Source organism: Rossellomorea sp. DUT-2 (genome assembly GCF_052665285.1).
Window position 1 is genome coordinate 970,359 of sequence record NZ_JBQPEO010000002.1, and the last position, 25,916, is coordinate 996,274.

Genomic DNA, 25,916 nt, shown 5'->3' on the forward strand with positions numbered 1-25,916 from the left:
GGGAATCTCCTTTGTAGTGGATTTTTTATTTGGCATTCTGTCCTGATATCTGTAAAATAGTAGCGAGAGAAGTCAACGATGGAGGACAAAACTATGTATTTTCTCGCACTACTGATTGTCGTAACATTCACGTTTTATGTCTTTTATAAAATCAGACAGGTTCGAACGAATCGACCAATGGAAAAGAAATGGTTATCGGCAAAGGCAAGCATTGCCCTTGGGCTATTTGTTGCCTTATTTGGTATAAACCAGCTGTTTTTATTCCCAGGAACGCTGACGTATTTTATCGGCGGTCTTTTTATCCTGATCGGGCTTGGAAGCTGCTGGGCAGGATATAAGCTGTACAAGCATGTGCTCCCGTATGCTCAGAGGGAAGCGAAAGAACTGGATAACCAATAAATGCGACAAAAGACTGGATGCTTATCCGGTCTTTTTTTTCTGATTTCTTAGTCAGTGGATTGATTTTTTCAGGTAAAAAAAGCATCCTTTTGTTCAATTATCGGGTGAAAGATGACCTTTTAAGTAGCCTATGGATGAAAAAGCGGTCATTCTTCAACTTTCCGAACCGATTTTGGCTACTTATGACCCTCTTCCCGGATTTATGAACCGGATTTCGTTACTTATGATCCTCTTTCCAGATTTATGATCCAGTTTCGGCAACTTATGAACCGGAAATTCATTTTATGAACCTTTTGTCGAACATTCTACAAGTGATTCCAGAAAATCTCACATCCATCATTTGCTTATTCAGAAACAAACTTAATGACGATCAATCAGCTGACAGATCATCAGGGATTTTCCGACCATTACACCTTCACAATATACTTCTACATCCACTTTACCAAATTTCCTTCCGACGTCGAGCACTTTCGGGTGAATTTCAAGCATACTCTCCATTTGAACAGGCTTGATGAAATAGATGGTCATATTTTCGATGACGATATCACCTTTTTTGTAGGGCTTCAATGAACGATTGGCCGCTTCTGTCATTAGTGTAGTGAATACGCCATACGAGATCGTACCAATTCCCGTGGTCATCTGAGGAGTCACCGCAAAAAGGTAGACTTCTTTATCGCCCTTCTTTTCACCCGCTGCTTCTACTCCGTTACTGATCAAATCATCAATCGTTTCCCCGACCTGTGGCTGCCTTTGGATCATTTGCAATGCCTTTAATACGTCCTGACGACTGATTATTCCCTGGAGCCTGTTTTGTTCATTCACTACGGGAAGTAATTCGATCCCTTCCCAGATCATGATATGGGCGGCAGAGGCTACGCTTGTATTCGGGCTGACGGTGATCGGTTGTTTGGTCATGATCTTATCGATCCCCGTATACTTTTCCTGCCCCATGACGTCTTTAGAGGTGACCATGCCATGTACTTTCAGGTTGTTATCCACTACCGGGAAACGGCTGTGGAACGTATACTGATTCTTTTCGTACCATTCCTCCAACGTATCATCTATATGCAAGTACGCTGTGTCATCTGCTTTTGTTAAAATATCTTCTACTAATACGATTTCTTTTTTGATGAGCTGATCATAGATGGCCCGGTTGATCATGGTCGCCACTGTAAAGGTGTCGTAGGAAGTAGAAATGATCGGGAGTTCGAGCTCATCTGCAAGCTTCTTGACATGATCCTCTGTATCGAATCCCCCGGTGATCAGGACGGCAGCACCGGCTCTCAGTGCGTGCTCATGGGCCTGGGTCCGGTTTCCGACGATCAATAGGTTCCCAGCTTCCGTGTATCTCATCATAGCCTCAAGCTTCATGGCTCCAATGACGAACTTATTGAGCATTTTATGTAATCCCGTTCTTCCACCCAATACTTGTCCATCAATGATATTGACCACTTCTGCATAGGTGAGCTTTTCGATGTTATCTTTCTTCTTTTGTTCGATCCGTATCGTCCCGACGCGCTCGATGGTGCTGACGTATCCTTTTGTTTCGGCATCCTTGATTGCTCTATATGCCGTTCCTTCGCTTACGGTCAATGCTTTTGCAATTTGGCGGACGGAGATTTTTTCACCGACTGGCAATGTATCTATGTAGTCTAATATTTGTTCGTGTTTAGTAGCCAAGCTTTTCACCCTTCTTTATAACGTCCTGCTTCATATGTTTATTATAATGTGAAAAGCGTGGTGTTTCAATTTTATCGGGGCTTTCGATAGTGAAAGCCCCACTTTAGATGAGAGAGTGCTGGTTGATTTTCGCTGCAGGGGCTAATCTAAAGTGGGGCGTGAGTTGAGCCTCCTCGGGCTAAAGCCCTGTGGGGTCTCAACTTTCCCGCTATTCCCGCAGGAGTCGAGCACCTTCCGCTCCAATCAACATCAGCGGTTCGGTTCTATCAAGTTCACGTAAAACAATACCCTATTAAATAAAAAACTCATCCAAATGATCTTGATCTGACTTTCCGCACCGGCTTGGATTTCAACTTCTTGCCCTTACTTGTTCCTTTAGGTGTGTAAAGAAGGGCTGCGAGGTTTCCGGCTACTACACAGGTGGCGAGTACGAGCCAGCCGATGGCGAAGATCCCTTCCTGGCCTTCTGCAAAGATGGACATGCGGGGGGCTCCGTAATAGATGAGGGCCCCTGTGAATAGTAGACAGAGAATGTATCGTTGTTTCATACGTTTTTCCTCCTCTCTAGGCTTGTATCATGTATATGCGAGAGAATGGAGGATATTGTGTAAACATGAGAAAAAGGGTGATGCAATTGCACCACCCATACCATTTAATATTCGATTACATCTCCAGCCTTCATGACCTGTCCTTCACAATCTTCAAGCAAGTCGATGAACTTCTGTGGGTCCTGCTTGATCGGCGGGAACGTGTCATAATGAATCGGCACGACTTTTTTCGCTTTTAAGAAGCTTGCTGCCGTCGCTGCATCCTCTGGTCCCATTGTGAAATTATCACCGATGGGTAGGAAGGCAAGGTCGATTGGATGACGTTCCCCGATCAGTTTCATGTCGGAGAATAGCCCCGTATCTCCTGCATGGAAAATGGTTTTTCCTTCAATCATTAAGAGAACGCCTGCTGGCATACCCATGTAGATGATTTCATTGCCGTCTGTGATCAGACCGGATCCGTGGAACGCCTGAGTTAGTTTCACTTTCCCGAAGTCAAACTCATAAGCTCCTCCGACATGCATCGGATGAGTTTTCACTAGTTGCCAGCTTAGGTAAGTAGCCAATTCGTGGTTAGCGATAACTAATGAATCGTTTTTCTTCGCCAACTCGACCGTGTCACCTACATGATCGTTGTGACCGTGTGTAAGGATGATCACATCGGGTTTCTCGTCATCCACTTTAAGATCTGTCAGTTCGTTTCCATTGATGAACGGATCGATAAGGATCGTTTTACCGTTTGTTTCGATTTTCACTACTGAATGTCCGTGATATGAAATCTTCATTTTGCATCTCCTCCAAATAAACTTATCTATTTTTCTTACTCTCGTATGCTATTTTATGTTATACCCCAATTTTATAAAAATAAGCGAGTAGTGGCAATTAAGTTGTTGTCTCTACTCATATAAAACAGTAAAAAAACCAAGGTTAACCCTTGGTTAGAAAGACTATCTATTTTACCGCTGATTGATCATCCGTTTCCTTTTCCAGTACATTCTCGATATAATCTTTGCCCCATTCATACATAGCCTCTAAGATTGGTAACAGTCTTTCCCCATGCTCGGTAAGTGAGTATTCAACTTTTGGTGGGACTACAGGATAAACTTCTCGGTGTACGATTAAATGATCTTCAAGTTCGCGTAGTTGGTTTACAAGCATTCTTTGGGTAATTCCCGGCATAAGGGACTTTAATTCACCAAATCGTTTCGTTCCTTCCTTGCCTAGATGCCATAAAATCAACATTTTCCATTTACCACCGATTACTGCGAGGGTTAATTCTTTTTCACAGTTAAAATTTTTCTCTCCTAAATTTGGCATTTACGTCAACTCCCCTTTATTTCATCCAATAGTATACTTTTTGTCACTATATGCGATAAATGTGCGTACTTTAAATTTATTTACATACTGATTATACTAAACAACATGCTAGTGAGTAAATACATTCTCATGACAACACTTAGCATAACCAATTAAAATTTATTATAAGGAGCGAATTTAAATGAAATTACAATTAGCATTAGATCTTGTGGATATTCCAGGAGCCATTGCATTAGTAAAAGAGGTAGAAGAGTATATTGATGTAGTAGAAATTGGTACACCTGTGGTGATCAATGAAGGCCTAAAAGCAGTGAAAGAAGTAAAAGCAGCATTCCCTGACTTAACCGTATTAGCGGACTTAAAAATTATGGATGCAGCCGGATATGAAGTAAGTCAAGCCTCTGCTGCAGGTGCTGACATCATTACGATTCTTGGAACGGCAGAAGACGAGTCAATCAAAGGCGCAGTAGAAGAAGCCCGAAAACAAGGTAAACAAATCCTTGTTGATATGATCGCCGTGAAAGACGTTGCAGCCCGTGCGAAGGAATTGGACGAACTTGGTGCCGATTATATCTGTGTACACACAGGTTATGATCTGCAAGCTGTAGGAAAAAATTCCTTTGAAGATCTACACACGATCAAAAGCGTTGTGAAAAATGCCAAAACGGCAATTGCCGGTGGAATCAAATTAGAAACACTACCTGAAGTTATTAAAGAACAGCCTGACCTCATCATTGTAGGTGGCGGGATTACAAGCAAAGAAGATAAACGAGCGACTGCACGTGAAATGCAGGAATTAATTCACCAAGGGTAATGAAACGATGAAGTCTACTCAATATTTAGCCAAAGTCGTGGAAGAATTAAGACAAACAGTGCACTTAATCTCTGATGAAGAGGCAGAGAAATTAGTAAACCTGATTTTAGAATCCAAGAAAATCTTTGTGGCTGGTGCTGGCAGATCTGGATTGATGGGGAAATCTTTTGTGATGCGAATGATGCACATGGGGATTGATGCCTATGTCGTTGGGGAAACAGTAACAGCTAACTTAGAAAAGGATGATCTATTAATCATTGGATCAGGTTCAGGAGAAACCAAAACGTTAGTGGCCATTGCTGAGAAAGCAAAAAGCTTGGGAGGTACCGTCGCAGCAATAACCATTTCTCCTGATTCAACCATTGGAGAATTAGCTGATTTGACCGTTACATTACCAGGAGTAACGAAAGACCAGTCCGAAGGTGATTACAAAACGATCCAACCAATGGGCTCTCTATTTGAGCAAACGATGTTGTTATTTTATGATGCCATCATCCTGCGATTTATGGAGAAAAAGGGATTGGATTCTACTAAAATGTATGGGAAACATGCAAATCTCGAATAGAGTAAAAAATACGGAAAAAGCCACATTTCAGGATGTGGCTTTTTCTGTATATTCCCATTTTGTTATGTAAAGTATTGCAGTCCAATCAACTTAAGGCATAATCTCTACTATATTTACATAAAAAAGCCGACTGAACATTCCCATGCAGTCGGCTTCGTGGTGTTATTGTTGCTCTAATTGTGTTCTTGTGTCTGAGTAGTCTACAGCGTGTGCTTCGGCTACGGCTTGGTATGTTACATATCCGTTCAATGTGTTGATACCTTTTAATAGCGCTTCGTTGTCTAAGCATGCTTTTTTGTAGCCTTTGTTTGCGATTTGAACCGCGTAAGGTACGGTTACGTTCGTCAACGCAATCGTAGACGTACGAGGTACGGCACCAGGCATGTTGGCAACGGCATAGTGTACAACGCCATGCTTCACGTAAGTTGGATCGTCATGAGTCGTGATGCGGTCCGTTGTTTCGAAGATTCCACCTTGGTCGATGGCGATATCAACGACAACTGAACCAGGCGTCATTGCTTTAATCATGTCTTCTGTTACCAATTTAGGTGCTTTCGCTCCTGGAATCAGAACAGCTCCGATGACAAGGTCAGCTTCTCTTACAGCTTGTTCGATATTTAATGGGTTGGACATAAGCGTTGTTACGTCGCTTCCGAAGATATCATCCAGCTGACGAAGGCGATCCGGGTTAAGGTCAAGGATTGTTACGTTGGCACCAAGTCCGACAGCCATTTTCGCTGCGTTCGTACCGGCAACCCCTCCACCGATGATCGTTACTTTACTGCGGCGAACCCCTGGTACACCTGAAAGTAATACACCTTTCCCACCGTGGATCTTCTCTAAGAACTGGGCACCGATTTGAGTCGCCATTCTTCCAGCCACTTCACTCATCGGAGTCAATAATGGAAGGGCACGATTCAGTTCAACCGTTTCGTACGCGATTCCGATCACTTTATTATCGATTAACGCTTTCGTTAATTCAGGTTCTGGAGCAAGATGTAAATATGTAAATAAGATAAGTCCCTCACGGAAATAAGAGTACTCACTTGGAAGTGGCTCTTTAACTTTCATGACCATGTCCATGGACCATGCTTCCGCTGCAGAATCAACGATGTGTCCACCTGCTGCTACGTAATCTTCGTCTGTGAATCCTGAGCCCAATCCAGCTCCTGATTCGATGTAAACCTCATGTCCATAAAGAACTAGATTCACAACACCTGCGGGAGTCATAGCCACCCGATTTTCATTATTTTTAATTTCCGTTGGTACACCAATACGCATACTAAGCCAACCTCCTAAATGCACTATTGCTCCTTGGAGCATTTACTTCCTAAATATAACACTATTCATATATAATAGCGAAGGGCAATTACTCACCCTGTAAGCACTTACATTCTAACAAATAAATAAGGAAATATCTCTATTTTTCTTTAAAAATTTTAATGATTATTTCTTCGCTTTTTTCCAAAAATTCTTTAAAATAGAAACAGTGCATCTTAGTATACCCAAAGGAGACTTTTTCATGAAACAACCCATGATCGAACGGCTCGGACTTGAAAAGGTCCCACCACAATTAAAATCAACCACATGGATCGAATATTTCATCATACAGCTCGCTTTCTCCGTGAACGCAGGAAACTTCCTCATCCCGGCTCTCGCCGTCCTTGAAGGAGGACTATCCTTCCAGGCAGCTTTCACAGCAACCGTACTCGGAGCAAGCGTCGCCTTCCTATTCGTATCATTCCTGTCTCTACCGGGCTCCCGCTACGGCCTGCCCGCCCAATATGTCCTACGGTCCATCATCGGAACCCGGCTGTCGATGCTCATCGCCTCCCCCATCCGGTCCCTGACGTCCCTCTACTGGTTCAGCGTACAGACCATCGGAGGAACCTTCGTCATCATCTCTATGGTGGAAAAAGTAACACCCTATACAATTCCATTCATTCCTGTCGCCATTGGACTGGCTATCATCATGACCCTTCTAGCCCTCATCGGCTTTGAAGCCGTCAAGAAAGCTACTAAACTATTCATTCCGATCCTCGTGATCGGTCAGGGAATCATCCTGTACCTGTTCCTGACAGAAGGTGCCGATTCCCTCCCAACACTAACACAAGGCCAGGAACCCTTCTCCATCGGAACGTTCCTATTCTACTCAAGCCTCGTCTTCGTCCAATACATCTCAGGCGTCAGCGCATCCTCCGACATCACCCGCTACAGCAAAAGCGACCGCCACGGATTCTGGGGGCTGTATGGAGGAAACGTTGTCGGATTCATGATGACCGCTCTGCTTGGAGGATTGAGTGCCAGTTTGTTCAAGGATCTGAATCCATTCGTGGCAGCGAGTCAGCTGACCGACTCCAGTCTGCTTCTTTTGGTAATCACGGCTTGTGCGATGGTGTCGATGATTTCGATTAATCTTAGTAATGCGTATACAGGGGGATATAGTTTGCTTAACGCACTACCGTCCCTATCGCGGATTCAAAGTGCCTTGCTATTTAGTGTTGCCGGAATCATTTTAAGTTCGTTTCCGCAGCTGGTTTATAATGCGCAGGAGTATATTTCTTATCTGGGGATCCTGATCATTCCGATATCGGCGATTGTGGTGGCTGATTATTTGGTTATTAGGAGAGGGAGGATTTCTGAGAGTGCGCTTGTACGGCTTGCGAGTGGGGAGTCTAATTTTAATCGTGAGGCGTTGGTTGTTTTAGTCATTGGGATGGTGTTTTATTTGGTGATTCCTGATTCGTTTTCGCCGGGGTTTAGTTGTTTTATTGTTACTTCTATTGTTTATATGTTTAGTAAGATACGAGGTAGGATGGAAAGACAGGTTCCTATTCATAAACATCAATAAAAAATGTGATCCAAGAAAAGACTTTCATTCTTTCAGGTAAATGAAAGCTAACAAGCGGGAATGATAATTTTCCTTTAGTCTTTTCTAAAAATAAAAAAATCGGGGGCAGGCCCCCAATGCATTAATACTTCACCGTGCCGAGGGTCTGTTCCATGAGTCAGAAAAATAGTAGATTTGATAGGAATTTATTTACACTTAACCTACAACTGTATCTTTACTTTGAAAGAGGTGATAAAATTCTTTTCTTAAATGAGGAATATCCTTGATAATCCAACGTTTAAATGCTGTAAAGGCCGAGGAATCCTTTAAATGACGATGTATTGATAGTTTAATACTATCGAGTTCATCATCATCTTCATCAAGAGCACTATACTTTACAAGGAGTTTTTGAAACTCAATAATCTCTTTTAATAAGTTTTTCCGTATATTTTCAGCTTCAACTGTTTTCAGAGGAGTAGATCCATTATATATTAGGTTTAATAGTTTAACAGTACTAATTGTCTTTTCATCATCATCTAATTCTTTTACTTCAACCTCTTTGAAAGGGTATGGATCCATTTTCAAATAAATACGTTCCTCTACTCTTTCTGAGTAATTTGTACAGTCAATTATATTGTCGAATTTATCAGACTTCAAATTATTACAATGCCCACATGCATAAAATAAATTTTCCCACTTAAACATCAGTTTACGATCATTTCTATGTGGAATAAAATGCTCCACATTTACTGTTGTAGGTGCCTTATACTCACATAAATAGCATTTATTCTTAAAATCAGTTCTTATTCTAGTTATTACATCTTCCAGTCTATAATTTGTTGAACTCGCCTTGTTTTTTTCTGTTATAAGGCTAGATGGGGCAGGCATCGATTTTTTAAAATAAATCATTCACTTCACTCTTTCGCATAAGTTCTAAATGATAAAACTTGGATTTTATTTCTGGAGCAATGGAGTCTGAAATATTGTTAAAATAATTTCTTAATTTATTAAGTTCTATGACTTCGTTTGAACTCAAAAGTTCTTCCTCTCTAACCAATCTTAGGTAAGTATCAAATTGATTCTTTATAATGTTAGAATACTGGTCTATATTAAAGTAGTCTTCAATTATACTTTCATAAGAATAGCTTGACATATCTTTTAATTGTTGTTTAGTTTCCATGTCGTATATAATTGCGTCATCAATTGAGCTTAATACAAAAGGAGAATGAGTAGAAACGATAAACTGAATGTTCGGAAAAAAGTTTGTCAAGAACCTTAAGACTTTTTTCTGTAAACTTACGTGGAGATGTGTTTCTATCTCATCAATTATTACTATTCCTTCTTCTTGGTGCCTTCTTTTATTTTTCATTCTCATAATAATTTCAGAAATAATATAAATTACAGAAGAGAATCCATCAGATAAATAGAGTAGGTTCATAGACTTTCCATTAAAATTAACATTAAAGGAAAGAGTCTTACGGTCAAACCGCAATTCTAATTTGTTAGTTTCAAATAATTCTTGCAAGTTTTCTTCAAATTTTTGGAACCATTTGTCAATACTCTCTACTTTAGCGTTGTTTCCCTCCTCATAAGCAAAAGCACGATCGGCTTTGAGATTAACAAGATACTGAACAAATTTAGAACTTGCTTGGTCCTTTATTGAATAGCGAGATGTAGCGGTAACAGTGATTCCCATTGGTTTTTCGAATGAATAGGCTCTTTTCGAATCAAAGAAGGCTACAATAAAACCACTTTTAAGTATTTTATGAATGTACTCTTCATCTTGAAATTCATTAAACTCTAGAGATACATACTTTCTTTGTTTGTTACTAACTCGCACTTCTTTTTCTAAATTTAATTTATATATTTCATTTAATAAGTAGTTGGTTTTTTCCACTTCTGTAAGACTAGATATAAGTTCTTCATTACTAATACTGAACAGATTATTAAAGTCTGTATAGTCGTTGTTTGGATTTTCATTCAAATTTTTCTTTTTATCGTATATTTTGTATGAATTTCTTTCAATAAGAATTAGTTGTTTTTTTAGTGCTTGTAACAAACTAGTTTTTCCGGAACCATTTTTACCGGTGATTATTAAGTGCTTTTTCTCATTAGAAGCTAAGTTAATATTATTGTTTTTATATCTAATACTTGTTAAAAAAGTCTCCATACTAGCACTCCCCATAATAAGATAATTATGTTTAATTACTTTTATTATAAATTGTAAAAAATGCTCTAAATTTATCCAAAACTTTTAAAAATCCACTAATAGTTTGAAAACATAGGGTTAGTCCCCTAGTACATTGATGCTTCACCGTGCCAAGGGTCTGACCCCAATATGCAGGTGGGTTTATCAACTTCCTATTTGCTTTATGAAATAACTACATTCCAGGAAAAATTATAAATCATACTGATCTTCGCAATTCTTGCAAAAACCCTGGCCACCCATAAATTCAAAAGCAACTTTTTTGCCACAGTTTGGGCAGATTTCTCCTTTTGAATTTGTCACCATACACCCTTCACATATAGGATGATCATTCATATCGAAGTATTTCCCGATTTCATTACCGCACTCTATGCAAAGTTCATCTTCAGTATAACTATAAACTTCTACAAGTTGCCCGCTAATAATTTCTACAATTCCATATGAATGGTCATTAATAAATTCTTCCAAATAAGATTCTATCCTACGAGTTACTTTTACACCTAATTCCCCTTCAAGTATATGTGTTGTAGAATCAGACAATATTATATCTTTTGTGTCATGATCTCTTCCCCAATATTGCTGAGATATAGCTTGGACCTTAATTTTCAACTTTAGATTATATTCTGCAACCCCATCATAGTACCCTTCAAATTCATACGATATTAATTCACTGTTAAGTAGTTCATCCTGAATTTCAAATTCACTTCCATCATAATTAGTTAATGTGGAGGTATCCACGAATCGATCTGTTGAATTTATTAGTGCTCCTATAATATCTCCTGTAATACCCCAACCCATAATATTTTCTATATAATTGTCTACGTCGTAACCTAATACCCATTCTACTGTAGTAGGAATTTCCATATTATTAATATCAGCTAACGCTGCAAATAATTCATTTGAAGTTACACCTAAGAGGTCCTTAGATGTCTGCATTTTAAACTCATTTATCAACTCTTGTCTAAAGCCAACGCGTTCTGAATTGTTTAATTCATACCAATCTTCTTTAACATCATCTGTAACAAATATTAAATTCAATTTCTTATCCCTACAGTAATTCATTGCTTCTCTCCAAATAAGCAAATCTCCATAAGCCTGTATTCCAGATTTGTCTTTTCCATCTTTATAACCTGGCGGCGTATTCTTTTTATAACGTTTTTCCCCTTCGGCACATAACAAATAAATTTCATCGAGAGAAAATGCTTGCAAAAGATTATTTTTATTGACTAATGAATCTATCAATCGTTTAATTTTATCATTATCTAGAAAACGGTTGTTTAATTCTTTTAAAGTATCTAATTCCGAAGCGTAATCTTTAAATGCATTTTCCACTTCTGTAATATGTTCTTCAATTTCGCCTTCTAATTTTTCAATATTAGGAAATTTGAATCCTTTTAAGATATCAAATTGCTTACTAATTTTATCCTTCATTTGGTCTAAGGGCTTATTTAAATATAGCAGTTACATTTTCAAATTTTCTTCTTTGCCGATGGAGGCAGGTACTATGGTTTCTGTCAAATTCTCTTTTAACTGTATCTGGAAGTATTAAATTATCAATAATCTTTTCAGACAATCCGACAAAAAAATCTGTTACTTCCGGTGAATATTCATATAAATTTAAATATATATTTGTATCAAAGACTATACAAAAATCATTCTCCTTAATAACCCTTTGAATTTCCTTTTTAATATCACTAAATTTTTTATCCATAACTCTTCTCCAATTATTAATATATTTTTAAAAATTTGGTCTGACCCCCAGCACAGGACGTTTCACATGCCGAGGGTTTTACCTTAAAAATGCTTTGGAGCAAATTCAGTATTAATAAAATCTGATGCAAGTTTTCATGATGTAGGTTTACCTACTAATATTGACAATTCCGGATAGACTTCCTTTACTTTCTCAGTGTGAAATAAATCGGTTAAGTATTTGTTCAAAGTGTTTACAGCATTCACACATTTCTCTGCTTCTTGGTAGTCAGGTAAGTGTCCCTCATGTACAACATCATTTCTTAATAGATATGTATTTTTCCACCATCCACCCACTGGAGAACTTGTATCTTTTATATCAAAATCTCCACCTAATTTTTTATGAAATTAATCTATTACCATACTTTTAAGGCGCAGTTTACTGCTTTTTGAATCTATTTCAGATTCTGAAAACCCATCATGCCTTAGTAAAAATTTATAGAGTGCAGTTAGAAATATTTCTCTACCGAAGTTTGAGAATCAATTACAGCTCTATTGTAATCTCCAGCATATAGATATCTTTTTGATAAATAGAACAATTCTGCTGCTTTATAAAAGGGATTATTCGGCAATATATCAATACCTTCCATGATTCTTTTGGTATCTGTATAAGAAAGATACTCACCACCTTGTTCAACCTTATTAAAGTTTAAATTGAACAAACCTTCTTTAACTAATTCAAACCTTTAAAGTCGATTATTGAATAGAAAATAATAAGGTCCAATAATTCTTTAGTAATTTTAGAAACATATGTATTTTTAGTAAGAACAATGATAGAAGAAATTAAATAGTTTAATTTCTCAATAAGTAGATCAAACTTTTGTGATAAAAAAGCTTCATTTTCGGCCAAGCTGAATTTATCTTTTGAAATATACACCATTTCAATTCTTGAACATTTTTTTGGAATACTCACTGGTTCCTCCCTATAAGTCAAAATAACTTCATCCATTGATTTTGCATTATAAGTCAATGTAACACCTGAAAGTCCACTTGAAATAGCTGGTGGGCTTTCATGATTAATATCTTTAGCGAGTTCCTCAAGAGATATAAGGCAATTCTTGTACCTTCATTTCTGAAAAAGATAATAAAAGGATTTTATTCAGTTCCTCGAATTGAGGTATCAAAACCGAGTTCTTAATAAAATTATGTGATTTTACAATATCCTTATTACCAAGAGTTATTAAATTTAATCTATTCATATTTTGTCCCCGCTCCTCTGGACTTCCATATTCTTCAACTACCAAATTTATTTGGCCTATATCCCTAAGATAAAGATAGAAAGGTTTGAGGAAAATTTCACAATTCAAGACTGGTTTTCTTTTTTCACCCTCTTTAGTTAAACTTATATAATTACTTCCATCTTGTAATGTAAATCCCTTCAAGCCATGTTTCTTTAAGCCCTGGTACTCTTCATTATTAGAAGTAACCTGATGCATTAAAAGGTCATAAACTACAAGCAATACTTGCTGCAGTTCTCTAGGTGTTAATTGATACCCTAAACTTTAATATCTTTTGTCGATAAAATCGGTAAGGGGATGGGGATAAACGGCCGACTGATTGATTTTATAAATACCAATACATATAATCTTTTCTATATGGTTTTATTTCTTTTTGATTTGACTTCTCTTACTACAGTTAGGGTACGTTTTTATTCTCAATCTTACAAATACCCCCTCAAAGAAACCTAGCTAAAAGATAGCTAGAATTCTTGAGGGGGTCCCTTTAATTTATTTATGTATAGTATTGTTAAATAATCCCTAATTGGTATAATTTAAAGTTATTATATTCTTTAAATTAATTACTGTAAATAGAAGTAATACCAATACTATAAATCAATAAATTGTTTAAAGTTTACATTTTTTGTTAAGTCCAATTGTTTAAGGAATATTGTGACAGTTTCTTTATTTTCAATACGCATTTCTCTTGAGTAGTATTCGAAGTTAAGACATTTGTACACTTTCTGGTTAAGTAAGTTCAAATCAATAGATTCCTTTATATTATTAAATATTTTTCCATCAAATCCTTTTAGGAAATCCAGAAAGTTTATTATGCTATTAAGATCAATTTGATCAAAGCTTGAAATGGCATTTGCTATTTCTTTAGACTTATTTATTAAAAAACTTTGTAAAAGCTTTCTATCACTATTATTAAGTATATATAAAATGACTTCAAGGGCCTGCCATTCAAGGCGATCTTTTGAATACGCACCCCGATACATAGGAATATATATATCGTTTGATAAATGATCATTAATTAATTTAGGAGATACAGCAAACTGAAAAGCATTCTTTTCCAATAATTTTTCCTTATTTTCAAAAATAAAATCATCAATGATTTTGATGTATTTCTGATCAATGAATAAAAAGAGAAACTCATTTATCTCACTGTGAAACTCTAGCCATACATTATTTGCATCAAATTTCTTGTTTATACGATCTAGGTCTAGAGATTTTATAAGTAAACCATACTTGTTGGGGTCAATTTTTTTAATAATATGATAGAAATGAGAGAGATTATGCCATTTTCGGAATGGCACTTTTATTAGATCTTCTGCTAATTGCTCTGGATTTATATAACTAACTATTCTTTCAGAAATCTTTTTCTGAGGTTTTTTTATATATTCTCTTTTTGATTTTAGGGAATTAAACCCCATTAAAAAGGCAGTAAATGTAAAGCCCAGAGAATTCCAAGCTTCTAATGGATCTTGTTTAAATGCAGCTTTAAAGCTTTCATCTTTCAAGTAAAAAAACTTATTAGCTAACTCTTTATCATATGAATAAATAGTCTCAATAAATTCTACTAAGCTCTCAAATTCCGGCTTACTGTTTTGCATAGAAAGTAACTGTTTTTCTATTTTCTTTTCATCTAACATTTGTCTAAACTTCCAAGCATTATCTCTATTAAATAGAAGACCTAACCTTGAAATAAATTTACTCCATTGAAAAAGATGATCTTTTTGAAGGGTAGATACTCTACCTGCTACTTTTTCTATATTTAATCTATTCCCAAGTTCTTTTGCCTCTTCATGGTGAGTATTATATAACTCATTGATAACTCTACTTAATGGATATGCTGTTTCGTTAGTAACATGTTCAATTTCAAATAAAATATGAGATGAATACTTATAAATATCAAAGGGCTCATACCCCCTAATAGACCTCTTTAGAACATCAATAAAATACATTGCATCCACATTAATTCTTTGGGCACTCGTCCTAATACTCTCATCGACTATATTATAAAATTCATTAACAGAAATTTTAGAAGCTATACAATGATTAATGCCACCAGAGAATGTTGCATTTAAAAACCAAACTTTCCCTAGTAATGAATTCTTACTCGATAACAACTCTTCTTTAATTACCTCTTCATATTTCGTTCTATTTTCTTTGTCGTTATTAAAAATATAATTCAACTGCTTCTTAGCAGCTTCGTAATGTATCATTCTTATATTTGAAGAATCAATTAACTTTTTTCTCCTCAACTGTTCTAATGTACGATTGACCCACTCTTCCTCTTCTGAAAAGTATGTTTTTGCAACTTTACTAAGCCAGTTTAAATCAACAACTTTATCCTTTGAAATTATTTGTTTCAAAGAAAGCAAAAAGATTATTCTTTGTGATGAATTTAATTCTTTTGCCTGGAAGTAGTTTGCCTCTGTGTCCTTCCAACCCCCTCTCAAAAAATAATTAAACATCCATAAATTCCCTTGTTGAGATGCCACACTTATTCTATCTTCAAAAGACTCTTGCATAAAGAAATCCCCTATATCATTATCGATACTAGAAATTACCTCTGTCACAGTCGCTTTATTTTTAAGATAAAATTCTCTTAAACCTTCTATATTCTCGACATTTACTATAGAGACTACAGCTGAATCAACTTCAATATCGTCAGTGACAGATAGGATGAATTTTTGATTCTCAGAACTTTTTTCTTGTAATTTTAATAATAGTGAATTAGGCAGAACTTGAGCATCATCAATAATATAAATGGCTCTTGGATTAAAAGGTATATTTAGATTAGTTACATCAGTAAAATTCTCCACCCTAAACCTAATAATTTCGTAACCCTCTTTTAAAAAGCTATAAGCAATTTGATAGCTAGAAATGGACTTTCCCGATCCTGGCTTTCCTTTTATTATTACATAGTTATTTAACTTTAAGATTCTTATAGCTCTCTCTACTTGAGGAAGTTTTGGGCATATTTCGACATCTTGTGGAGTTAATTTATAACCTAATATCGCCCTTCCTATACTCTTATTCTGATTTTGAAAATTTAAAAACTCCCAATCCTTATATTTTTCACTATCAATTGTTTCCTCTACTAGTCTTTCAAAAAACTCCCTTGCGGTATATTGAATAGAATCTTCACTTATGGAGAAAGGGGATACCCTATATACTTTCCACCTATTTTCAAAAGGGCTAATTAAATCCTTTACTATTTGTGTGTCATTTTCAGAATAACCTACAATAACAAGGGTTCTAGGTCTTTCCTTTGCTAACATATTAACATATTCTTTTTCATTTTCAGTAACTCTCCCTGGGGAATTGGGTAAAATCCAGCTTGTGGATAAATTTAAAACATCTCCATGGGGTTTAATCATGTTTTTCTTCCTAGCATTGATATGTGTACCATACAACTCAGACCATGATAACTCTAATAAACTATCCCAATTAAAAGAAACTACAAGTTCAAAAAAGTTTTCATGAATCAACCTGGCAATGTTTTTATGAATTTCTGGGGGGAGAATAATCTTGTCATTTAACTTTTTAAAAATACTCTTAAATTGGTGTAGAGCATCTTCATTTTGTTCAATATATCCAAAAGCTTCTTTTAACTTTTCACTTTCTTCCCCAATTCTATTTTTTGTACTTCCCGTTCCAATGAATTTATCATCAATATCCGGATAGCAACTCACAACTTCCCACACTATTGGAGCAAGTTGAGAATATAATGGCATACCGGGTTCAAATGAAACACCAGCCCCCACTATTACGACTGCATTGTTCACCTTTATATCGTTCAATAATGATTGAAATAACTTAGAAGACATATTTTCCCCCTACATAACTAGTATCTTTTAATACAAATTGAGTGTTTAAAGTGAATGAAAACCTCGAAAGTGGTATTATAACAATAATTAATGTAAAACTTTGTAATTAATTATATAAACTAATTAGTTGCTTTTCAAATTAACATGAACTTGAAAGGAAAAATTTATGGATGACATAAAAGAGGAAATTTTTGAACACTCCCGTAATATTTACAACACAATAGCTGATCTACTATTAACAGTTGATATGGAAGAAGTTATTACATCCAATGGGTATTTCAAAGACGCACATGAAACCACAAAGAAAGGATCATTTATATACTTATTATATGATTCACATGATAGATTGCTTTATGTAGGAGAAACTGGTACTTCAATAAAAAAGAGACTAATAAGTGATGGGAGTGGGGCACATCGTTCAACAAACCCTGAGTTGTACAAACAAATTAAGTATATTAAATACTTCAAATCTTCTGAAGATAACTTACTTAATTCTATGGAGAGAAAAATGATTGAACAAGCAACAACAATTTATCTAAAGCCCAAGTACTATAGCAAAAAGATTTGGTCTTACTAGATAAAGTCTTAAGGGAGTCACCACAGATAATTCATCTATTTCAACCACTTTAGTTTTGTCCTTAATAATCCTAGGTAACTTAGTAAATAAAATGACAATGCAAAGAACCCATAAAGCTTAGGGTTAGGGGTTCTTTTTAGATTGACAGTGGTTAGAGCCATGATTCTCTAAAGGACTTTAGAAAGAATTTCTCTTAATTAATAATTCATAATTTACTCTGCTCTTTAATTGATGCTTTTCTAATTCTTTTTCTAAATTTCCCTTCTTACAAACCCATCTTTGCAATAGGGTTTGTCGATTAAAATTTCTTATATCTTCTCTGTATGGACAATAAATATTTTCAAATTTCGCTACCTCTTCTCAATTATTCATCCAAACTTTTGGGTTTTCACTAGATGGTGTCCAACTAAACAATTTATTCCATAACCCACCAAAAAATTAATACCCAAAACTGTACCTATAAACAACTCAGATATATTTACATAAGGAATTTGAGAAGAATGATAATGCTGTTCATATTTGTAGTGAAAAATGGGGTCAGACCCCAATATCACAAAAACACTAAAAGGGACAAGGCGGCCGCCTTGTCCCTTTTTTAACACTATTCGAAGTGAACCTAACACACTCTCTCACCTTATATGCGCCAGTTCCCCCGCTGTTCTTATCTAAGCACGCAATAATGCTCCATTCGGCTCTTTTAACTCCTGCTCTACTATTTGATTCATCTTAGAGAAGTGGTCCAGAAATTGTTGTGCCAACTCTTGTTCCTCCGTGTCACTTTTCAATGAAACGATGTCGCGCAAAATCTGAGCCATCCAGGAATTATCAAAATATCGGTACTTGCCTGTATTCCATGTCGTTTGCTGAGGGGATTTTTCATTGACATAGTACTTCCAGAAAGGCATCTGTTTCGATTCCTCGTCTGTCAGTTGGAGTCTGTAATGGGAATGGGCAGGAATATTTCCATCTTCACAAAATTTACCGATGAAATGATCCTTCACCATATATACACCTAAGATCCGCCTGTCTTTTTCAGGCATGCCGGGATCGACTGCTGTCAGCAAGACCGCACTGTTTTGGTGTAAGCGACTGGGCTTGTTTGGCTTACCCTTATTAGTACCACTTTTTATTTCACCAGAGGAAACCGTCCAATCTGAAAAGGAGCTACTCTGTTCTTCTGTATCGCACCTGTAAACCATCTGCGATTCGGGATGAAGTTTATGATTTTTCATACTTTTTTCATGACCCACTCGAAGCTCCTGGTTTCTTCTTTGCCGTGCCTTTTCCTCTTCTTTCTGCATTTCTTCCTCTTTGAGTTCCATTTCCTGCTCGTGTAAAATTTTTTCAAGTGAATTGGCAGCACTTTTATCATGCAGTTTCAAGTGCTGTCCAAATACATCCGGGTAAACAAATTTTTTATTTTCCGAGGCGAAATGGATTTCAACTACCGTATCATTATGATTAACGATACTTCCAATACCAAACCGCTCATGTGTAACTTTCTTATTGATTAAATTCAATATATTAGTCCTCCTTGTATAAACACTCGGGTACTATTGCCTAAAAAGCTCACAAAAACTGTTTGAATTTCCCTTCGGAATAAATAAGATAGAAAACGAAACGTTCAATGTAAAAAATCACCAGATAATAATCATACCATTTTTTTGATAAAAATACAACTTTAGTATTGACAACCTATTTTATTGAGAGGTAAAATGAAGTTTTGTTTAAATCTTGATGATTGGTACAACCCTGCGTTTTAGGTTTTTCTCCGGTTAAATGGGGAAGGATCCCATTCGACTTTTTTCATTAATCTGGAAAAGCCCACTTTCAAACTAATGACCTTATCAGCCATTGATGATGTAGATTTGAATTCTCCTCTTCTCTTCCAAGTGCTCGAACCAGAACTCCTCCGTATGAACTACTCAAACATCATGATTACATCATCCTGACAATGAAATGCAAACCGGGGACGGTTCTTACTCTACTTTTTGGGTGAATTCCGGAGATGGTCGAAAGGAAAAGGTAGAGGCGGAACCGTCGCCACTCTACCCCAATTGTAATTGAGGAAAGTAATAGAGCACTTTGGTGGAATTTAGGCTCAATTGGCTCCATTATTGCTGTTATTATTTTCGGACTTATATTTATACTAATGCACCCAGGTACATTCGATTGCACAACTCTGGTTAGTCGTATAGTTTTTATCCCTACTTATCTACTTTGTTTTAAATCTCTCAGCTCTAAATCTCTCACTTCCTTCCCTACCCCTCTACCTCCTAACAGGCACAAAAGAACCATAAACACCAATAAACGTCATTTCCTTCCCCATAAACCGGGTTGTATGAACAGTAAAAAAAACATAATCATGATACTCTGAATTACTTTTAATCATTTTCTCCCCTAACGCCTTCAACGTTTTATTCTCTAAAGGTTGGTTCGCCCCAACTCTTTCACTGACAACACCTAGCAGCCACTCTGCGTACTTATCCTCTGTAGGCTTTGTCACATACATGCTGCTCAATAATACCACCATCACGGCAACACTAACGATGATCCACTTCTTCATCACGATCCCCCCTATAGGAACAGGCAGAATGCTCATCCTGCCTGTTAGTTAATACATATATGTTAGAAGAACACTGGAGATGTATTCAATCAAACCGACATCCCCTCTTAAAATGAAACATTCTGGTACTTTATCTAACTTATGTTTAAGATAACCTTCTCCATTTCCCTACTGCACTGTACAGAACGGGTATGAAGACAAGGGTGAGCAGTGTGCTGGTGGTCAGTCCGCCAATGACTGTGATGGCGAGTCCTTTTGATATCACACCTGAAGAGGATGTGGATAAAGCAAGTGGGACGAGTGCCAGGATTGTAGCAAGTGCCGTCATCAGGATGGGGCGGAAGCGCGTTGTACAGGCTTCGACCACTGCATGTTCTAAGGTCATTCCGCTGATGCGATTGGCTTCTACGCGGTCCAGCATGACCACCGCATTGGTGACGACGATCCCGATTAGCATCAGCATCCCGATCATTCCACTCATGGATAGGGTTTCACCTGTGATCAGGAGAGCCCCTAGAGAGCCGATTGGGACAAATATCAATGATGAAAGGATCACAAATGGGGTGATGACTCCTCCGTATGTGATGGTGAGCGTTAAGAACACCAGTCCTATGGCAATCATCATGGCCTGACCAAGGTCACGGAAGCCTTCTGTCATCATGTCTTGTCCGCCACCGACTTCCCATTCGACTTCTTCGGAGATGGGTAGTGAGGCCACATCTTTTTCTACTTGTTCAGTGACGGCACCAACTTCTTCACTAACACTTTCTGCTGATAATGTGTAGGCAAGTTTGCCGTCTTTATGCTGAATACTTGCTGGAATGAACTGTTCCTCAATCGTTGCGAGTTCGATTAAAGGTTTTGGTCCCTGCGGTGTGAGGATCTCCGTATTTTCCAGTTCTTCTTTGTCACGGATGAGCTCGTTGTATGTTACCACTACCTCAAGCTCTTTGCTGTCAACCTCCATGACACCCGCTGACAATTCATTCATTTTTTCCTTTAGCTGCTGGTGGATACTATATTGATTGACGCCTAGTTCAACGGCTTCATCTGTTAGTTCCAATTTGTATTTCGTTTGAAGCTTTTGTGCAGAGCTGGACACATCCGTTAATTGCTCATTTTCACGTAGTGCACCTTCCAGCTGATCGGCAGCATCGAGGAGAGCCTCTACATTCTCCCCGAAGAGGGTGATGTCAATCGTCTTTCCAGACGGAGGTCCTTCCTGCTGTACCTCTTGCGTTTGAACGGTGCTTTCTTTATATGATCCTGAGACCAGTTCTGTTATTTCTTCTTCCAGGGCTTTTCGTTCTGTTGTCACGGTGTACCCATCTTTTAATTGAATAAAGAAGGTGGCTTTATAATCAGCCGATGCTTTTTGCTTTAATTGATTCGTGTTATTGACGGATCCGACAGAGCCTTGAACGTACTCTACGGACGCTTCGTTCATTAGCGTGTCTTCTATTTCTTTTGCAAGCGTATTGGTTTCTTCAAGTGTTGCGGACACTGGAAGTTCAATGTCTGCCTCTACTGCACTTGCTGGGCCACTTGGCAGAAAGGACTTGCCGATTAAAGGGACCATGAAGAGGGCTCCGGCCAATAATATAACAGCACTTACCATGAACATCTTTTTATGGTTCAGTGAACCTTTTAATAACCGGTTGTATGCTTTTTGAATCCAACCCTGTTTCTGCTCATGTCGTCCTTCTTTTAAAAGGGCCAAAGCCAATACCGGGATGAGGATGAATGCCACAAGCAGGGAAAGAACAATGGATGTCACCACGGCAATCGAGAACGGTTTAAAGAACTCTCCTACAATTCCCCCTACAAAAGCCAAGGGCAGAAACACAACTACGGTGGCCACCGTAGACGACGTAACCGCTCCGATGACTTCTTTAGTAGCGTTCAGAATGAGCTCCCGTTTTGACAGCTCTTTTTTCTTATGCATCCATTGGAACATGTTCTCGATGACGACAATACTATCGTCGACAATCCGGCCGATGGCCACTGCCATCCCGCCAAGAGTCATGATGTTTAAGGAGTATCCCAAATAATCAAGAACGGCAATGGTCCCTAAGATCGAAATCGGTAATGATAATATGGCAATGAACGTGGCCCGAAAATTTCTTAAAAACAACAGGATGATCATGATTGTAAATAAGGCACCGAATCCGCCTTCCTTTAATAGGGAGTTGACGGATTTCTCTACCTCTTTCCCTTGATCAGTGATGGCATATACTTCATAGTCATATGAATCATTGAAGTCTTCCACCTCTTCTTTTAAAAGCTCAACCACCTCTGCCGTATTCGCATCCTGTGTTTTCGTTACATTTAACAAAAGTGCCGGTTTTCCATTATAGCGGGTGATGCTGTTCTGTTCGTCAACTTCTTTGATTTCAGCCACATCACTTAAGGAAATGAACGTTGACTGCTGAGGCTTGGAGGGAGTTGAAGCCTTTCCATTGGGCTGGTTCCCTTGTTGAGGGACAGGGATTTGGATCTTCTTCATCTCTTCAACGCTGGAAATGTCCTCTTCTATACTAACCGGGATCTGCCCTTCTTCATCCAGACTTCCAAGCGGCATCACGTGATTTTTCTCGTTCAACACATTGATGATGCTTGTCACGGTTACCCCTTTCTCAGCTGCTTTTTCTTCGTCTACTTCTACGACCAGCTTGGTTGTGGATGTTCCTGAGACTGTTACGTCACTCACACCTGCAATGGTTTGAAGCTGTGATACAAGGCTATCCGTTACATCATCTTGTAACGCTGTTAATTCATCATCTGCAAAGGCAATCTGATAGATAGGCTTTGCACTGGCTGATAACCGTTTATACGTAAGAGTGGCATCTTCAGGCAGCGAAAGCTTACTGATGGCTGATTGAATGTCACGTTCCCGTTCATCCATGTCTTCATCAAAGTCATAGCTTACTTGAATCATGGCACTGTTTGCCCCTGTTGTACTCGTTAATTCTTCATATGGGGCCAGTTGTTCAACCGCTTCCTCGATTGGCAGTGTGATATCCTGCTCCACTTCTTCGGAGGAATGGTTCGGATAACCCACCTGTATCATAAGGGTTGGAACCTCCACGTCAGGGTAGGTTTCCAACTTAATCGTATTTGTTGATAGTAAACCAGCTGCTACCACCAGGATCGTTAACACAAGGATGGCAACACTATTTTTCAAGCTGAAATCAATCCATTTTTTCATCTTCCGCATGTCTCCTTTCGATTATGATTTCACTATAAAAGAGAAATGTGCCCTGAATATGACCAAGAAACATAAAAAAAGGCAGACTCTATAGAAGAGTTTGCCGTTATTTCGGGAGAACGATATGAATAGAAGTTCCTGCTCCAACTTCACTTTCAATGGAGATTTCACCTTCATGAAGGTCAATGATTTTCTTGACAATGGCCAGCCCTAATCCACTGCCCTGTCCTGAAGGGACCCTTGCTTTGTCCACCTTGTAAAACCGGTCAAAAATAGACGGAAGATCCTTTTCAGGAATCCCCATTCCCGTGTCGGAAAAATCAACGTGGATGTTGTTTTCTATCTCCCTTACCGCTACTTTAATTTCGCCACAGGGATTGGAGTATTTGATACTGTTGGTGAGTAAGTTATGCCATACCTGCTCTAATTGCAATCGGTCTGCTGTGATCTCAGCTTTCTCCACCTTTTCTAAATCCAACTCAAGTTCTTTTTCAAGCCATTGGGGCTGATGGCTTAAGAAAACGTGCCTGATTTGTTGATCGAGGCGAAAGGTTTCTTTCTCCAGTAATGAATCCTTACTTTCCAACACGGAAAGTTTTAATAAGTTCTCACTCAGCTTTGCAAGTCGTTCACTTTCTTTTTGAATAATGGTTAAGTAATGATCCCGCTGTTCTTTTGAAAACTCATTTTCCTTTAACGCAACAGCAAATCCCCTGATCGATGTCAAAGGTGATTGTAAGTCATGTGAAACATTGGATATAAATTCTTTTCTCATCGTTTCGAGTTTCATCAGTTCCGTAGTCATTTTGTTAAAGCTTCTGACCAATTCGCCGATTTCATCTTTTTGCTTAATGGAGTTAATTTGCTTGAAGTCACCTTTTGCAATTTTGGTTGTCAACGCGGTAAGCTTTTTGATTGGATTGACTAATAGGTAAGCTGCCAGTAAATAAAGAAGGCTGCCAATCATCAACACATACATTAATACGGTAATCAGAGCCTCTTTAATAACATCAATGCGCTCCATGATTCTTGGCTTGAGAAAGAGCGCATATCTCGTTTCCTCCACTTGAAATGGCAAACCGATTGTCACTTTCTTTAACAATCTTTTTTCCGTGGATTTCACCCGATACACGCCTCCATTCAGCACTTTCTGGACGTCAGAAGAGGCTGCCAATGGTTCATCCGTATGTTTTCCAAACACCTTCACTTCTCCATCTTCTGAATAGAGGGCTATCGTCATGGCTGGTATACCCGCTAAATAGCTTTCAAGGTTCTCTTGTCCCGTCGTTTTCTGTAACTGAATGATCCCCTTTCCAGCCTGGATCATTTCTTCCTCCAACTCATTTAACACACGTTCTTGATAATAGCTGAAAGTGATAAAAAAAGCGGCTGTCAAACTTATTCCTACAACCAAAATGAATGTGACTACAACGCGAACATATAACGTGTTAAACAACCTTCAATACCTCTAAACGATAGCCCAGTCCCCTGATTGTCACGATATCAAAAGCCGTTTGTTGATTTAATTTTTTTCTTATTTTCTTAATATGTGAATCGACGGTTCGATCAAAGCCTTCAAAATCACTTCCCCAAACTTCTTCTATTAACTGGTCTCTCGAGAACACTTGACCAGGATGACTGGCAAGTTTGTACAGGAGTTGAAACTCTTTTAAAGGAAAAAGAACAGGCTCATGATTAACGGTCACTTCCATCCTGTTCGCATCGATGATGACATTTCCAATGGTTACTCTATCTGCCGTATTGATTTTGTATCTCCTCAACAGCGCTTTAATCCGCATCATTAACTCATGTGCATCAAATGGCTTGACAATATAATCATCCGTCCCTTGCTGAAAGCCTTTTACTTTATCTTCGCTCTCACCCTTAGCCGTAACCATTAAAATCGGCAGGTCATATAACTCCCTTATTTCCTTACAAAGCTCCCAGCCGTTTTTATTTGGCATCATCACATCAATGATACATAAATGAATGGTGCGCTCAGATAAAAGATTCGCAGCCTCTACACCATCGTTTGCTTCTACAACTGTAAATCCCTCTTTTTTCAAATAGATCCCGATCAGTTCCCTGATGAAATGATCATCATCTGCAACTAAAATGGTGGCCAAGATAACACCTCATTCTAAAAAAATATCTTTATGTACAACCAGGAGTAAGAATTATATCGATTGTCACCATTATAGTATAGGTGACGAGATAAAAATAATGTCACTGCATATTCTTCATTTGCTTTATTGCGCACTCAACACAATGTCTGATTCATCTGCATGAGGAACGTTTTCCTGAATACAATAGAAGTTTTTATTATTTTTATGGTACATCGGAAATGTGACGTGAGTATGACCCACTAGATCTAAATGAAGTTGTTTCATTGCGCAGGAAG

Annotated in this window: 22 protein-coding genes; 5 read left to right on the forward strand and 17 right to left on the reverse strand. The window is 37.8% G+C overall.

The genetic code is table 11. The features are described 5' to 3' along the window. Nucleotides 1-93: 93 nt before the first annotated feature. Nucleotides 94-399, forward strand: a complete 306-nt coding sequence (locus ACOSV2_RS10680) for a YtpI family protein (protein ID WP_148970857.1) — start codon at nt 94-96, stop codon at nt 397-399. Nucleotides 400-759: 360 nt separating this feature from the next. Here ACOSV2_RS10680 and ACOSV2_RS10685 read toward each other — a convergent pair whose 3' ends face one another. The 4 genes from ACOSV2_RS10685 to ACOSV2_RS10700 form a co-directional block, all read right to left on the reverse strand. Then, nucleotides 760-2,079 carry a DRTGG domain-containing protein gene (locus ACOSV2_RS10685; protein WP_428975044.1) on the reverse strand — a complete coding sequence of 440 codons (1,320 nt, stop codon included), beginning with the start codon at nt 2,077-2,079 and terminating at the stop codon, nt 760-762. Between the two features lie 305 nt (nt 2,080-2,384). Then, nucleotides 2,385-2,627, reverse strand: a complete 243-nt coding sequence (locus tag ACOSV2_RS10690) for a hypothetical protein (RefSeq protein ID WP_428975045.1) — start codon at nt 2,625-2,627, stop codon at nt 2,385-2,387. 104 nt (nt 2,628-2,731) lie between these two features. Beyond that, nucleotides 2,732-3,412: a metal-dependent hydrolase gene (locus ACOSV2_RS10695; RefSeq protein WP_428975046.1), complete on the reverse strand. Its 681-nt coding sequence runs from the start codon at nt 3,410-3,412 to the stop codon at nt 2,732-2,734. A gap of 166 nt (nt 3,413-3,578) precedes the next feature. Continuing rightward, complete coding sequence (locus ACOSV2_RS10700; protein ID WP_219166601.1) at nt 3,579-3,944, reverse strand: winged helix-turn-helix transcriptional regulator; 366 nt, start codon at nt 3,942-3,944, stop codon at nt 3,579-3,581. 181 nt (nt 3,945-4,125) lie between these two features. Between ACOSV2_RS10700 and hxlA the strand changes: the two genes are divergently transcribed. Together hxlA and hxlB are read left to right on the forward strand one after the other, a co-directional pair. Further along, on the forward strand, nt 4,126-4,758 hold the full coding sequence (gene hxlA, locus ACOSV2_RS10705; protein ID WP_044339358.1) for a 3-hexulose-6-phosphate synthase: 633 nt from the start codon (nt 4,126-4,128) through the stop codon (nt 4,756-4,758). A gap of 7 nt (nt 4,759-4,765) precedes the next feature. After that, the gene (gene hxlB, locus ACOSV2_RS10710) at nt 4,766-5,323 is read left to right on the forward strand and encodes a 6-phospho-3-hexuloisomerase (protein ID WP_341356776.1); all 558 of its coding nucleotides are present in this window, start codon (nt 4,766-4,768) and stop codon (nt 5,321-5,323) included. 162 nt (nt 5,324-5,485) lie between these two features. Here the strand turns inward: hxlB and ald are convergent, their stop codons facing one another. Beyond that, on the reverse strand, nt 5,486-6,604 hold the full coding sequence (gene ald / locus ACOSV2_RS10715) for an alanine dehydrogenase (RefSeq protein WP_428975047.1): 1,119 nt from the start codon (nt 6,602-6,604) through the stop codon (nt 5,486-5,488). Nucleotides 6,605-6,845: 241 nt separating this feature from the next. Here ald and ACOSV2_RS10720 point away from each other — a divergent pair, with 241 nt between their 5' ends. Beyond that, nucleotides 6,846-8,174, forward strand: a complete 1,329-nt coding sequence (locus ACOSV2_RS10720; protein ID WP_428975048.1) for a purine-cytosine permease family protein — start codon at nt 6,846-6,848, stop codon at nt 8,172-8,174. 195 nt (nt 8,175-8,369) lie between these two features. Here ACOSV2_RS10720 and ACOSV2_RS10725 read toward each other — a convergent pair whose 3' ends face one another. The 7 genes from ACOSV2_RS10725 to ACOSV2_RS10755 form a co-directional block, all read right to left on the reverse strand. Beyond that, nucleotides 8,370-9,062 (reverse strand): HNH endonuclease, encoded by a 693-nt coding sequence (locus ACOSV2_RS10725; protein WP_428975049.1) that lies wholly within the window; start codon nt 9,060-9,062, stop codon nt 8,370-8,372. After that, nucleotides 9,049-10,323, reverse strand: a complete 1,275-nt coding sequence (locus tag ACOSV2_RS10730; protein WP_428975050.1) for an AAA family ATPase — start codon at nt 10,321-10,323, stop codon at nt 9,049-9,051. Before ACOSV2_RS10730 ends, ACOSV2_RS10725 begins: the two co-directional genes overlap by 14 nt. Nucleotides 10,324-10,551: 228 nt before the next feature. Next, entirely contained in the window at nt 10,552-11,790 is a 1,239-nt protein-coding gene (locus ACOSV2_RS10735; RefSeq protein ID WP_428975051.1) for a PIN-like domain-containing protein, read from the reverse strand. 13 nt (nt 11,791-11,803) lie between these two features. Beyond that, the gene (locus ACOSV2_RS10740; RefSeq protein ID WP_428975052.1) at nt 11,804-12,070 is read right to left on the reverse strand and encodes a PIN-like domain-containing protein; all 267 of its coding nucleotides are present in this window, start codon (nt 12,068-12,070) and stop codon (nt 11,804-11,806) included. Nucleotides 12,071-12,781: 711 nt separating this feature from the next. Then, nucleotides 12,782-13,021, reverse strand: a complete 240-nt coding sequence (locus tag ACOSV2_RS10745; protein ID WP_428975053.1) for a hypothetical protein — start codon at nt 13,019-13,021, stop codon at nt 12,782-12,784. Nucleotides 13,022-13,145: 124 nt separating this feature from the next. After that, a complete protein-coding gene (locus ACOSV2_RS10750) occupies nt 13,146-13,568 on the reverse strand; it encodes a hypothetical protein (protein WP_428975054.1) in 423 nt (140 codons plus the stop codon). A 365-nt stretch (nt 13,569-13,933) separates the two neighbouring features. Next, nucleotides 13,934-17,164: an nSTAND3 domain-containing NTPase gene (locus ACOSV2_RS10755; protein ID WP_428975055.1), complete on the reverse strand. Its 3,231-nt coding sequence runs from the start codon at nt 17,162-17,164 to the stop codon at nt 13,934-13,936. Between the two features lie 166 nt (nt 17,165-17,330). Here ACOSV2_RS10755 and ACOSV2_RS10760 point away from each other — a divergent pair, with 166 nt between their 5' ends. After that, the gene (locus ACOSV2_RS10760) at nt 17,331-17,741 is read left to right on the forward strand and encodes a GIY-YIG nuclease family protein (RefSeq protein WP_428975056.1); all 411 of its coding nucleotides are present in this window, start codon (nt 17,331-17,333) and stop codon (nt 17,739-17,741) included. 665 nt (nt 17,742-18,406) lie between these two features. Here ACOSV2_RS10760 and ACOSV2_RS10765 read toward each other — a convergent pair. From ACOSV2_RS10765 to ACOSV2_RS10785, 5 genes are all read right to left on the reverse strand, one after another. Next, complete coding sequence (locus tag ACOSV2_RS10765; protein ID WP_428975057.1) at nt 18,407-19,261, reverse strand: malate synthase; 855 nt, start codon at nt 19,259-19,261, stop codon at nt 18,407-18,409. Between the two features lie 749 nt (nt 19,262-20,010). Next, nucleotides 20,011-20,307 carry a hypothetical protein gene (locus ACOSV2_RS10770; protein ID WP_428975058.1) on the reverse strand — a complete coding sequence of 99 codons (297 nt, stop codon included), beginning with the start codon at nt 20,305-20,307 and terminating at the stop codon, nt 20,011-20,013. Between the two features lie 145 nt (nt 20,308-20,452). After that, on the reverse strand, nt 20,453-23,515 hold the full coding sequence (locus ACOSV2_RS10775; protein WP_428975059.1) for an efflux RND transporter permease subunit: 3,063 nt from the start codon (nt 23,513-23,515) through the stop codon (nt 20,453-20,455). Nucleotides 23,516-23,621: 106 nt separating this feature from the next. Then, nucleotides 23,622-24,971 carry a sensor histidine kinase gene (locus tag ACOSV2_RS10780; protein ID WP_428975060.1) on the reverse strand — a complete coding sequence of 450 codons (1,350 nt, stop codon included), beginning with the start codon at nt 24,969-24,971 and terminating at the stop codon, nt 23,622-23,624. Then, a complete protein-coding gene (locus ACOSV2_RS10785) occupies nt 24,964-25,641 on the reverse strand; it encodes a response regulator transcription factor (RefSeq protein WP_428975061.1) in 678 nt (225 codons plus the stop codon). Before ACOSV2_RS10785 ends, ACOSV2_RS10780 begins: the two co-directional genes overlap by 8 nt. Nucleotides 25,642-25,916: the final 275 nt, after the last annotated feature.